Here is a 12595-nt window from a genome sequence, read left to right on the forward strand (position 1 = left end):
CTCGGTATGGACGATGGCAAGAGCCGCCAGCCGGGCGCTTTTTCGGTCGCAGGCCCCCGAAAACGTCTCAAGCGGCGGCGGTGGTGGACTTTTCCTGCGTAGAGGCCGCGATGGACTGCTGCGCCGCGGCCGCAGCTTCTGTGCAAAGCTTTACAGTCTGCCCCAGGCTCGCTGCTGCCAGATCGGCCTTGGCGTTGTCCCGCAACACTTCCAGCGCGTCTGGATCGATGTCTTTGACCCAGCAGCCCAGGATAATGGTTGCCTTCGGGAGCTTGCGCCGAAGGCGCCGAACCGAGTAGCGCATATGCGCGGGTCCACTCGAATCGAGATAGACCAGGACGACGATTACGACGCCGGTGGCCTCGAGCCGGAAAACGTTCGTGCTTGAGAGCGAGTCGGCGCCTTCGACCCTTGCCGCGAGACCATGTGCGGTCGAAAGCTGGGCAAACATGATCGCAGCCGCTTCGTCGATGAGACTGCGTCCAGCCAGGCAGAGGACTGGATACTCGCCGAGCCAATCGGAGGGCAGGTCTTCCTTGCTGATAACGGGCAGGTATTCGTCGGCGGCATTTTCGGCGACGCTTTCCAATGCAGACGAGGCTTCTGCATCGGTGGTCAATTGAAGTCTCGCCGACGGCCTGTCGTCTTGATCGGCAACGTCGCTCGAGAATTCTCTGACTGCATCCCGAATTTTCGTGAGACGCTCAGGGTCCAGGGCTCCGCGCGCGGCATCAATCTGCGCCAGTTGCAAACCCTTCAAGGCGACCTCGTCATAATACGAGGCCAGAGAACGTTCCTTCAGGAACTGCTCGGCCTTTTCGGCCGCTTCTGCCGGGTCGCCCGCAAGCATGCGCTGGTAGAAGATTTCGGGCGGAGAAAGGGCCGGGCGGTCCCCGAACATGACGTCAAGGAACTCCAGGCGTTCGACATGGCGCCCGAGTACGACAAGGCATACCGTCAAAGGCGTGGCGAGGACGAGGCCAATCGGTCCCCAAAGTGCGGTCCAGAACGTGGCCGCCGCAACCACGGCAACGGGAGAAAGCCCGGTGCTATGACCATAGACCATCGGCTCGATGACGTGGCCCACGATCGGCTCGACGGTGAGAAAGAGCGCGAGCGTCCATAACAGCATGGTCCAGCCAGGATCGACCGCGACGGCTAGCGCAAGCGGGAATGCGGCCGCGATGACCGCGCCGATATAGGGCACGAAACGAAGGACCGTCGCCAGAATGCCCCACACGATCGCGCTCGGCGTGCCGATGACCCACAGGCCTAACCCGATCACGACGCCGAATGCGCTGTTCAAGATAAGCTGGGTCAGGAAAAGCCGGCTAAGGCGTCTCGCCGCGTCGTCCAGCGCCGCGGTGGTTCGCTGCAAGTCGTAGGAGCCGGCCAGACGAATGAGCCGATTACGGAGATCTTCACGTTGCAGCAGAATGAAGATCACGAAGATGATGATGATGCCGGTTGTTGCGAGGGGGTGAACAAGCGGAGAGATCAAGGTCCGCAGGTTCTCCAGAGCACCGGGATCGGGCAGGCGTACTTCGACCGGAACAGGGACCGGCGATCCCGAGGTGCTCGGACCGACCATCGAGTTTGGTCCGCGCGCGGATCCAGACTCTTTCGGCCGATCGATCTCTTTGCTGAGATCTTTCAACATATCGGAGGCACGTTCAAGCGTGCCTCTACCGGCTCTTGTATCTCGAAAAGCCTGTATTTTTTCGCTGATCGTCGATTGATATCGTGGGAGATCTCCTGCGAGCTGCGTCAATTGCGTCGCGAGTAGGCTCCCCATTGCAAAAATGAATGCGAACGCAAGCAGAGCCACACTCACGACTGCTAATCCGCGCGGCACGTGGATGCGCTGCAGTATGAGGACCGCCGGCGCCAAGACGAAGCTGAGAAGAATCGCCAATGCGACGGGCACGAAGATTTCACGGCCAAAGTAGAGCATCGCGACAATGATGACAGCCAGGATGGCGGTGGCCACTGTGCTGAGCAACGCCACAAGCTCGTCGGTCGTGCGCGCTTTGAACGGTTGTCTGGATACAGGCGTCATCTGCTCGCCCAGCCGGTTGTCGCGAATGATTTTATATAGCGCGCTCGGGCACGGCATCGCGTTGGAAGAACATGAGACGCGCCCCTGTGCCGTTTAGCCGTCAGCAACGAAAGGCCGCCCCGAAGGGCGGCCCATGGTTGTTATTCGACAATCTCGACGATCCGGCGTGTTCTTGGTTCGACGAGTACTGTGCGACCATTCACCACCGTGTAACGATACTCGCGGGCGCCATACTCGGGCGGCACCTCGTAGTAGCTAACCCCCTCTTCGGGAAGCACAGCTCCAACTCTTACATCTTCGCGATATTGGTACGACGGGCGCCTCTGCTCGACGACGTAGGAGTGAAAGTGAGGACGCTGGTCGACACCAAGGACCCCTGCTACGCCGCCAACGACGCCGCCGACCACTCCACCGACAACTGCTCCGACCGGGCCTGCTGCTCGCTCACCATCCCGCGCACCCCGCTCGACGCCTCCCGGGACACCCTGGGCTTGGGCCGCTAAGGGAAGTAGGACCGCGACAGCAATAGCGGCGGCTCCGACAAAACGGCCAATCATGATAGCTCCTAAGGTGTGGGATTAGTGAGTAGACAAATACCAAGGGAGCAATAGGTTCCTTCAGATTTCGGAAATGCTGCGGAATCCGTTCACGATACCGGTTGGTGACCGCCGGTAGCCTTTTGGGGCGAACAGGGTCCCACGGTTGATAACGAAAGATCAGCCAGGCTGTCGCGATCTCGCAAAGCGAGACGCTCCAGGACCCATCGACATTCATCGCATCCAGATCGTGTTCTGGTTCTGCATGATTTCGACGGCTTGAAAAACAATCTTGATACCGCTCTCGACGCCGTAGGCCGACCGTCGCTGCCCATTGATTTAGATCAACGCGGCTCAGGACGTCGTCTGGCTCTAGATTTGTGCGATCGTAATTCAGCAGCTGCCTTGACCGCGGTTCAACGGCGCCGGCGAGAGCCACGACAATGAAGATCAAACTGCCAGCCGTTGCGATGCTCGCGATGATCGTGTCAGGACCGGCGCGAGCCGCGACACTCAGCGACGCCGAAACAACCTTCCTCGACCAGCTCGTCACCGCATCCGCAGTGCTCGAACAGCGATGCGACGGGTACGAGGTCGACGGTGCCGGCAGCGTTCAACTCGGCGCCCGGCTTCTCGGCAGCCCTGATGCGGCGATGGCGATGATCGACGCCTTTTCCGCGGCGATAAAGGTCCGCGATGGTGAGAGCTATGATCCCGGCAAATTCCGCAGCGAGGTGTCCGAGGCGGCCAGCAAGACGTTCAGGCGAGTCCGGGCGCATTTGATCGACGAGCCGAAAGGAGCGTGTGCCGACTATGGCGATACCAGCGTGGAGCGCGGCCTGCTGAGACGGTACTGAATATTCGAGGACGACGTGCAGCCCGCCATGGCCAAGCAGGCCGGGCTGGAGCCGGATCTGATCGGTGACTATTTCCAGGCGATACGCTCTGCAGCAACGAGTTCGATGGTGACACAAGTCGGATCACTGGAATAAGTGGTAGGGTTCGTAATCATGCGATACCGCTCCTCTGCTGACCCAGGCACGAAAAAGCCAATTTCTAAGAAGTCCGTCAGAAAGAGGAACGTGTCCTATTCGCCCGCAATCCGCGCCAGATAATCCTTCTTGCTGAATTGCATGTGATCCACGCAAAGCTGCGCCAGGGCCCAGCTGTCGCGGCCCTTCAGAAGCTCGATCATCAACTCGTGCTGGCGCCGCGACTGCGCCAGCCCGTCGCGGTCGGCGAGGTTCTTCGCACGCATCGGCAGCGTCAGGTTCATGTAGTCCTGGAGCGAGCGCACCAGATACGGGTTTCCGCAGGCCGCAAACAGCGTGACATGGAAGGCGTCGTTGGCCTCGTGGATGCCGCGCAAATCCTGCACATCCGCCTTCGCGCAATATTGCCGTTGCAGCACGGTCAGCTCGTCAGTCAGGCTGTGTGGCGCGGGCAGGGGGATCATCAGCGCGGCCTGCCGCGTCAGCATCTCCCGGACCTCGTAGATCTGCCGGACCTCGTCAGCCGAGTAGAACCGCACGGTGGCGCCGACGTTCTTCTCGCGGCGGACGATGCCGCGGCGCTCGGCATCGACCAGCGCCTGGCGCACGAAGTGCCTGGAGGTGCCATAGGCCGACATCAGCGCGTCTTCGGTGAGGCGCGCCCCCGGGGGCAGGCGCCCGAAGATGATGTCCTCTTCCAGTCGCGCGACAACGTCGTCCGGATCGTCGCGCCGGACCGGCAGTGCCTCAGCGGTGCGAATGTCGGACATGCCCTCTGCCTCCCGGCGCCTGGGTGCATCCTGTGGAGCAGGGAAGTTGGCGATTGTCAATAATTTGATCGTTTGACAGCGCGGTAGTCCAGATTTGTCAACGTAGCCACCTATCTTATTGACAATCGGGGGGTAGGCTGTACGACAATAGCCGGGTGAATGGAGTGGCATGATGACGAGTGGCTTGCGCAAAGGGCTGACGAGCTATGGCGATGCCGGCTTCTCGCTGTTCCTGCGCAAGGCATTCATCAAGGCCATGGGCTATTCCGACGATGCGCTGGAGCGCCCGATCGTCGGCATCACCAACACTTATAGCGATTACAATCCCTGCCACGGCAACGTCCCGCAGATCATCGAGGCCGCCAAGCGCGGCGTGATGCTGTCGGGCGCGATGCCGTTCGTGTTCCCCACCATCTCGATCGCCGAAAGCTTTGCGCATCCGACCTCGATGTATCTGCGCAATCTCATGGCGATGGACACAGAAGAGATGATCCGGGCCCAGCCGATGGATTCGGTGATCGTGATCGGCGGCTGCGACAAGACCTTGCCTGCGCAGGTGATGGCCGCGATCAGCGCCGATTTGCCGACCGTCGTCATTCCGGTCGGGCCTATGGTGGTCGGCCATCACAAGGGCGAGGTGCTTGGTGCCTGCACCGATTGCCGGCGGCTGTGGGGAAAGTATCGCGCCGGCGAGATCGACGACGTCGAGATCGAGGCGGTGAACGGCCGCCTTGCGCCCTCCGTCGGCACCTGCATGGTGATGGGCACGGCGTCGACCATGGCCTGCATGATCGAGGCCATGGGCCTGTCGCTGCCGATGAGCGCGACGATCCCGGCGCCGCATGCCGAACGCTTTCGCCTCGCCGAAGCCAGCGGCAGGGTTGCCGCCGAGATGGCCAAGACCAAGGGGCCGAAGCCGAGCGAGTTGCTGACGCCGGCCTCGTTCAAGAACGCGCAGGTCGTGCTCCAGGCGATCGGCGGCTCGACCAACGGCCTGATCCATCTCACCGCGATGGCGCACCGTTCGCCGCACCGGCTCGACCTCGGGGTATTCGACCAGATCGGCCGCGAGGTGCCGGTGCTGGTCGATCTCAAGCCGTCGGGCGAGCACTATATGGAGCATTTCCACCACGCCGGCGGCGTGCCGAAACTGCTGGCGCAGCTTGGCGACCTCGTCGATCTCGACGCGAAGACGATCATGGGCCAGAGCCTGCGCGATGTCGTCGCCAATGCAGAAGACGTGCCCGGCCAGGACGCGATCCGTCCCCGCAGCAATCCGATCAAGAAGGAAGGCGGCCTTGCTGTCCTGCACGGCAATCTCGCGCCGCGCGGTGCGGTCATCAAGCAATCCGCCGCGAGCCCGAAGCTGTTGCAGCATACGGGCCGGGCGGTGGTGTTCGAATCCGTCGAGGACATGACGTTGCGGGTCGATGATCCCGATCTCGACGTCACCGCCGACGACGTGCTGGTGCTGCGCAATGCCGGCCCCAAGGGCGCGCCGGGCATGCCCGAGGCGGGCTATCTGCCGATCCCCAAGAAACTCGCGCGCGGCGGCACCAAGGACATGGTGCGCATATCCGATGCGCGCATGAGTGGCACGGCGTTCGGCACCATCGTTCTCCACATTACGCCGGAATCCGCCGTCGGCGGGCCGCTGGCGCTGGTGAAGAATGGCGACATGATCCGGCTCGACGTTGCAAAACGCAGCATCGAGCTGCTGGTCGATCCCGCTGAGCTGGAACGTCGACGCGCCGCGTTGAAGCCGGTGGCTGCGCCGGACGAAGCGCGACGCGGCTACGCCTGGCTGTTCAACGAGACCATCATGCAGGCCGACGAGGGCTGCGACTTCGATTTCATGCAGAGAACTGGCAAGACGACTTAGAAGCAGACGGAGAAGGGGTGATCAACCACCCGAACGAGCGCTCAGACCGCACAAGCGGCGGGCGATAAAACAGGGGGAAACGATGATTGCACGATCCATGCGTGGGTTGGTGGCCATTGCCGCCGTTCTTTTCGTCACCGGGGCCGGCGCGCAGGAGGTGAAGCATTATCGCTTTGCCTACGACCAGCCGCGCAACACCGGCTATTCCATCGCAGGCGACCTGTTTGCCGACAAGCTCAAGGAATTGAGCAAAGGCACCATGATCATCGATCAATATCCGGGCGCGCAGCTCGGGCAGGAGCCGCAGGTGCTCCAGCTCGTGAAAGCGGGCGACGTCGAATTTGCGATTATCTCCTCGGCGAACACCGCGACCATTTCGCCGCAGGCGGGCGTGATGTCGTTGCACTTCCTATTCCGCGACGAGAACCACGTGGTCAAGGGTCTGGCCGATCCAAAAGTGTTCGACGCGCTCAAGACTATGATCGACGAGACCACGCAGGGCTTGCATGTGATCGCGACGGGCTCGCAAGGCGTGCGCCACATGTACTCGAAGCGGGAGATCCACAATGTCGGCGACATCAAGGGCCTGAAGATCCGCGTGCAGGCGACCGCCACCGAGGACACCATGTTCCCGGCCTATGGCGCCCAGACCGTGCACATGCCGTTCGGCAGCGTCTACACGAGCTTGCAAACCGGCGTCGTTGACGTCGCCGAGAACAGCATCAACGTCTATCTCGTCAACAAGCACTACGAGGTCGCCCCTGTCCTGAACATCACCGAGCACGAGGCCAACAACGCGCTGGTGTTCATCTCCGACAAGCTCTGGCAGAGCCTCTCGGCAGAGCAGAAGGGGTGGGTGCGGGCGGCGGGGAACGAGGTCAGCTCCAAGGAGCCGCAGAAGGCCTTCGACCTCGAACGCACCGCCGCCGAGAAGCTGAAGAAGATGGGTGTCAAGATCGTCGACAACGTCGACAAGAAGAGTTTTACGGCGATCGCCGATCCCTATCTCGACAAGCTCGCCAAGGATCTCGGCCCGCATGCCGAGAAGATCAAGGATCTGATCCGGTCGATTAATTAACGCGATTCCGGATGACGGTGCGCCCCCTCTCCCGCCTGCGGGAGAGGGTCGGGGAGAGGGGTATCACCGCAATGGGATACTTCCCCCGAGGAAAGAACCCTCACCCGCGTCGCTTCGCTCCGCGACCTCTCCCGCAAGCGGGAGAGGTGTAGCCAACCCGCAGCCGAGAGCAACAATGGCCATCGCCGACAAACTGCTGGTGCAACGGCAACGTCACCTGAAGTGGCGCAGGCTCGACTGGCTCGAGCTTGCGCTCATGATCCTCTGCGGCGTGCTCTGCTTCGGCTTCTCGCTGTCGGTCACCGCCGACATCGTCACCCGCACCATCGGCCATCCCTGGCTGTGGCTCCAGGAGGTCACCTCGACGCTGTTCATCTATGCGATCTTCGTCGGCACGGCAGCCGCAACGCGCCGCAACGATCACCTTTATCTCACCGCGATCTCCGAGGCGATGCACGGCACGCCGCGGATCGTCGTCGAAATCATCATCCGCCTCGTCGTCCTCGGCGTTGCCTTCTGCCTGATCTGGTACGGCTATCAGAACTATCTTCGCGGTTTCGGCAGTTTTCGCCTGCCGTCGGGCACGCCGATCGCCTCGCTCTACGCGATCATCCCGTTGTCCGGCGTGCTGATCGGCCTCTTCACCATCGAGCAGCTCGTCAATGGCCTGCGCAACGGCTTTGACCATCCCGAGCCGCCCGACGAGGATGCAGTGCCGGTCGTGACCGACGCACAGATGAGGGCGCAGCCGTGAGCGCACCCATCGTCCTGACGCTGATGACGATCTGCTTCCTGTCCTTCGGCTATCTCGGCGTGCCCGTGCCGTTCTCGCTGATGGCCGGCGTTTTCATCGGCGCGATCCTGTCGGACGTGTCGCTCGCCGCGATCATCCAAAAGATCTTTGACGGCGTCGATTCCGAGGCGCTGCTGGCGATCCCGTTCTTCCTCCTGGTCGGCGAGCTCATGAGCTCGGCGAACGTGGTGGTGCGGATCGCCAACCTGTCGGTGTCGCTGGTCGGGCACATCAGGGGCGGGCTGTCGCAGGTCGTGGTCGTCTTCAGCATGTTCTTCTCGGAGATGTCGGGCTCGACCACCGCCGACGTCGCCGTGATGAGCCGCGCGCTGGGCGGCCCGATGAAGCGCGAAGGCTACGAGCCCGCCTTCATCGCCGCCATCATCGCATCCGCCTCGACCATCGCAGCGCTGGTGCCGCCGAGCATCACAGCGGTGGTCTACGGCGCCGTCGGCAACGTCTCGATCGCCGGCCTGTTCATGGCGGGTGTCGTGCCGGGCCTGATGATCGGCTTCGGTCTGATGATCTACTGCTATTTCTTCGGCCCGTCGGGTTTGCGCAAGCCGCGCGCCCCGCTGCGGCAGGTGGTGTTCGCGGCCGGCGATGCCGCGCTGCCGCTGATGATCCCGGTGATCCTGTTAGGGGGCATCCTGACCGGCTGGTTCACGCCGACGGAAGCCGGCGTCGTCGCGGTGGTCTGGATCGTCGTCGTCGTGATCCCCGCGCTCAACCGCGGACACTTCAGGAAGATCCCCTACGATTTCTGCCTCGCCGGCCTGATCTTCTCGCTGCCGCTGATCACGATCGGCGCTGCCAACGCTTTCGGCTGGATGCTCGCTTATCTGCGCGGTGCAAGCTACATCGCCGAGATGATCACCTCGATCGCCGGCAACGACCCGCATCTGATCATGCTCCTGATGGTGCTGCTGTTCACCGTGGTCGGCGACTTCATCGAGCCGGTGCCGACCATCATCATCTTCATGCCGCTCGTCAACACACTGACGGAAGCGGGCGACATCAACGGCGTCCATATGGGCGTGGTGCTGATCGCGACGCTTGCCTTTGGGCTGATCACGCCACCCTATGGACTTGTGCTGCTGATGGCGTCGAAATTCGTCGGCGTCAGTTTTGCCAAGGCGCTGCGCGCGGCGCTGCCCATCTATGTCGTCTTCTTCGCCACCATCGCGTTCGCGATCTACTTCCCCAGCGTCGTGCTGTGGCTGCCGCAACATGTGCTGCCGGAATCGGTCGGCTGCTTCAAATCGCCGGCGGGGACCGGCTACATCTGTCCCAAGTGAGCGCTGCGCTCACTTCCCCTTGCTCGTGAATTTCTTCACGGCGGCGCGGAATTCGTCGGTGTTCATCGCCATGATGATCTTGTGCTCCTCGGCGTCGAGCTGCTGCTTCACCGACGTCGTGGCGGCCTGGTAGACCAGCGATTTTGTTCCCGCGATCGCGGCTGGCGGGTTTTGTGCGAGGCGCTCTGCGAGTTGCCGCGTCGCGGCTTTCAACTCCGCCGCGGGGACGATCTTGGCGACCAGGCCCCATTCATAAGCCTGCTGCGCGGTAAAATTGTCCTCGGCCAGGAAGATCTGGAGCGCGCGGCGGGAGCCGACCGTGTTGACGATGCCGACCGTCGAGCCGCCGTCCGGCGAGACGCCGATCTTGGCGTAGGCCGGCGTGAATCTGGCATCTTCCGCGGCGATGCAGAGATCGGTGACGAAGGCGAGGCCCATGCCGGCGCCGGCGGCCGAGCCGTGGACGCTCGACAGCGAGATTTTCGGCATGCGCCGGATGATCTCGATGAACGCGTGGTAGTGCTTCAACAGTTCGCCGACGACGGGCGTCACAGTATTGGCCTCGGCCGCAGCGCCGATGGTCTGCAGATCGCCGCCGGCCGAGAAGGCGCGGCCTTCGCCCTCGATCAGCACGACTTTGATGTCATCAGCGCTTTCGATGTAGGCCGCGAGCTGCTCGAGCTTTTGCGCAATCGCCAGATTGATCGCGTTGAACGCGGCGGGACGGTTGAGCGTGATGGTCGCGATCGGGCCGTCGATCCGCAGCAGAGCGGGGTCGTTGGGTTGGGAGATTGGAGCTGGCATCTTGAAAATCCCCGGCATGAGGTCGCTGCTGCAACTAAATCGCAGAAGGCGAGGGGTGACAATCCCCGCGGACCGCCCTTGCGCATCACGGAATGATGGGCTCAAATGGGCCTGCCTTTGCCAAGGGACGGACACGAGCGCCGGCTCCTCGTAAGGCCAGCAAATCAAAATCAGCGAGAGAGGAGACGACATGGGTCACGCTCGTGCCTCCGGAAGTGGGCTGTTCCAATGACCGACGGTCCGGTCATCATTGTCGGGGCCGGCCATGGCGGCTACCAGGTCGCGGCGTCCCTGCGCCAGGCGGGATTTTCAGGGCGCATCTGCCTCATCAATGACGAAGCGCATCTGCCGTATCAGCGGCCGCCTTTGTCCAAGGCCTATATCAAGGGCTCGGCCGGGCCGGAGAGCCTGATGTTCCGGCCGGAGAAATTCTACCAGGACCAGACCATCGAGCTGATCGCCGGCCGCGTCGTGTCGATCGACCGCGCGGGGCGCAAGGTGCTGCTCGCGTCGGGCGAGACGCTGCCCTATGGCCACCTCGCGCTGGCGACAGGCGCCCGCAACCGGCTGCTCGACCTGCCCAACGCCAATCTGCCCGACGTGAAATATCTGCGCATCCTCGACGAAAGCGATGCGCTGCGACAGATCATCCCCTCGAAGACGCGGGTGGTGGTGATCGGCGCCGGCTTCATCGGCCTCGAATTCGCGGCCACTGCCCGCATCAAGGGGCTGGAGGTGGACGTGCTCGAGCTCGCCCCGCGCGTGATGGCGCGCGCGGTAACGGCGGAGGTCTCCGATTATTTCCAGCAGCGTCATCGCGAGGCCGGCATCCGCATTCATCTCGGTGTGCAGGCAACCTCGATCGAGGTGGAGAGAGGTAAGGTCACCGGCGTCTCCTTGAGCGACGGACGGCATTTGCCCGCCGATCTCGTCGTGGTCGGCGTCGGCGTGCTGCCGAATATCGAGCTCGCGGCCGAGGCGGGGCTGCCGGTCGCCGCCGGCATCATCGTCGACGAATATCTTGCGACGGCCGATCCCGATATTTCCGCGATCGGCGATTGCGCGTTGTTCGCAAGCCCGCGCTTCGGCGGATCACAGCGGCTGGAATCGGTGCAGAACGCCACCGATCACGCCCGCTGCCTCGCGGCGCGGCTGACCGGCGACCGGAAGCCCTATGACAGCCATCCCTGGTTCTGGAGCGACCAGGGCGAGGACAAGCTCCAGATCGCAGGCCTCACCACTGGCTACGACCGTGTCGTGCTGCGGGGGAGCATTACGAACAAGGCGTTCTCGGCGTTCTGCTACAAGGGCGACAAGCTGCTCGGCATCGAGTCCATCAACCGCGCCGGCGACCATATGTTCGGCCGCCGCCTGTTCGGCATGGACCGCTCGATCACGCCGGAGCAGGCCGCCGATGAAAATTTTGACCTGAAGAGCGCGCTGGCGTGATCAGTTCGCATTGAGAACGGCGGCGACTTCCGCCGCCGTCGGCATCGACGGCCCCGCGCCCATGCGCTGCACGGAGATCGAGGCGGCGGCGTTGGCGAAGGCGAGGGCGGCGCGCAACGCTCCGCCTTCGGCCAATTGCGCCGCGAGCGCGCCCACAAAACAATCGCCCGCGCCTGTAGTGTCGACCGCCTGCACCGCGCGGCCGGGCACCGAAATCTCCTCGCGTCCGGCGAGCGCCAGCACGCCGCGCTTGCCGAGTGTGACGCAGATGGTCTGGTCCTCGCGCGCCTGAAGTTTTCGCGCCACGTCGATGATCCGCGCAGCTTCGTCACTCTCAGACAACTCCGCGCCGGCGAGGAAGCCGAGCTCGGTCTCGTTCAGCACGAGGATGTCGACGAATGCGAGCAACTCGCCGGACATGTTTTGCGCCGGCGCCGGGTTGAGCAGCGTGGTCGCGCCAGCCTCACGCGCTCGCGCAAAGAATGCTGCAATCGTCGGCAACGGGATCTCGAACTGGCTGACCGCGACATCGCCCTTTGCCAGCGCAATTTCCGCGACATCGTCGGCGCTGACCAGCGCATTGCTGCCGGGAATGACGACGATGGTGTTGTCGGCCTCCGCCACCGTGATGATGGCGGTGCCGGTATGCGCCTCGGTCATTTGCACGACGTGGCCGAGGTCAATGCCCTGCGCGCCGAGAAAGGCCTTCAGCTCGGCGCCGAAGGAATCTGTCCCCAGCCGCCCGATCAGCGTGGTGCTCGCGCCAAGACGTGATGCCGCGACCGCCTGGTTCGCGCCTTTGCCGCCGGGAAAATACAGTACCTGCCGGCCGGCCACGGTCTCGCCGACCTTGGGGTGGCGATCGGCCGTCGCCACCACATCCATGTTGATGCTGCCGGCGACGAAGACGCGCCCCATCGGAAACCCCAGCGAA

General features: G+C 63.1%; 11 protein-coding genes. 6 read left to right on the plus strand and 5 right to left on the minus strand.

Annotated elements, in window-relative coordinates:
* Positions 1-67 precede the first annotated feature (67 nt).
* The gene (locus IVB31_RS00530) at positions 68-2059 is read right to left on the minus strand and encodes an AI-2E family transporter (protein ID WP_247317330.1); all 1992 of its coding nucleotides are present in this window, start codon (positions 2057-2059) and stop codon (positions 68-70) included.
* Positions 2060-2199: 140 nt separating this feature from the next.
* Complete coding sequence (locus tag IVB31_RS00535; RefSeq protein WP_247317332.1) at positions 2200-2616, minus strand: DUF1236 domain-containing protein; 417 nt, start codon at positions 2614-2616, stop codon at positions 2200-2202.
* A gap of 422 nt (positions 2617-3038) precedes the next feature.
* On the opposite strand from IVB31_RS00535, the gene IVB31_RS00540 reads away from it, so the two are divergent.
* On the plus strand, positions 3039-3452 hold the full coding sequence (locus tag IVB31_RS00540) for a hypothetical protein (protein ID WP_247317334.1): 414 nt from the start codon (positions 3039-3041) through the stop codon (positions 3450-3452).
* Between the two features lie 230 nt (positions 3453-3682).
* Here the strand turns inward: IVB31_RS00540 and IVB31_RS00545 are convergent, their stop codons facing one another.
* On the minus strand, positions 3683-4357 hold the full coding sequence (locus tag IVB31_RS00545) for a GntR family transcriptional regulator (protein WP_247317336.1): 675 nt from the start codon (positions 4355-4357) through the stop codon (positions 3683-3685).
* Between the two features lie 172 nt (positions 4358-4529).
* On the opposite strand from IVB31_RS00545, the gene IVB31_RS00550 reads away from it, so the two are divergent.
* The 4 genes from IVB31_RS00550 (at position 4530) to IVB31_RS00565 (ending at position 9408) form a co-directional block, all read left to right on the plus strand.
* Positions 4530-6239 carry an IlvD/Edd family dehydratase gene (locus IVB31_RS00550; protein WP_247317338.1) on the plus strand — a complete coding sequence of 570 codons (1710 nt, stop codon included), beginning with the start codon at positions 4530-4532 and terminating at the stop codon, positions 6237-6239.
* Positions 6240-6321: 82 nt separating this feature from the next.
* Positions 6322-7317 carry a TRAP transporter substrate-binding protein gene (locus IVB31_RS00555; RefSeq protein ID WP_247317339.1) on the plus strand — a complete coding sequence of 332 codons (996 nt, stop codon included), beginning with the start codon at positions 6322-6324 and terminating at the stop codon, positions 7315-7317.
* A gap of 175 nt (positions 7318-7492) precedes the next feature.
* On the plus strand, positions 7493-8071 hold the full coding sequence (locus IVB31_RS00560) for a TRAP transporter small permease (protein ID WP_247317342.1): 579 nt from the start codon (positions 7493-7495) through the stop codon (positions 8069-8071).
* The gene (locus IVB31_RS00565; protein WP_247317343.1) at positions 8068-9408 is read left to right on the plus strand and encodes a TRAP transporter large permease; all 1341 of its coding nucleotides are present in this window, start codon (positions 8068-8070) and stop codon (positions 9406-9408) included. The genes IVB31_RS00560 and IVB31_RS00565 overlap by 4 nt, the downstream gene beginning before the upstream one ends.
* Before the next feature lie 9 nt (positions 9409-9417).
* Here the strand turns inward: IVB31_RS00565 and IVB31_RS00570 are convergent, their stop codons facing one another.
* A complete protein-coding gene (locus tag IVB31_RS00570) occupies positions 9418-10212 on the minus strand; it encodes an enoyl-CoA hydratase/isomerase family protein (protein WP_247317346.1) in 795 nt (264 codons plus the stop codon).
* A 228-nt stretch (positions 10213-10440) separates the two neighbouring features.
* On the opposite strand from IVB31_RS00570, the gene IVB31_RS00575 reads away from it, so the two are divergent.
* Positions 10441-11661 (plus strand): FAD-dependent oxidoreductase, encoded by a 1221-nt coding sequence (locus IVB31_RS00575; protein ID WP_247317349.1) that lies wholly within the window; start codon positions 10441-10443, stop codon positions 11659-11661.
* Here the strand turns inward: IVB31_RS00575 and rbsK are convergent, their stop codons facing one another.
* Positions 11662-12579: a ribokinase gene (gene rbsK, locus IVB31_RS00580; protein WP_247317352.1), complete on the minus strand. Its 918-nt coding sequence runs from the start codon at positions 12577-12579 to the stop codon at positions 11662-11664. It abuts the gene before it with no gap.
* Between the last annotated feature and the right edge of the window lie 16 nt (positions 12580-12595).

The organism is Bradyrhizobium sp. 21, from assembly GCF_023073335.1.
In the GTDB taxonomy this organism is placed as follows: domain Bacteria; phylum Pseudomonadota; class Alphaproteobacteria; order Rhizobiales; family Xanthobacteraceae; genus Bradyrhizobium.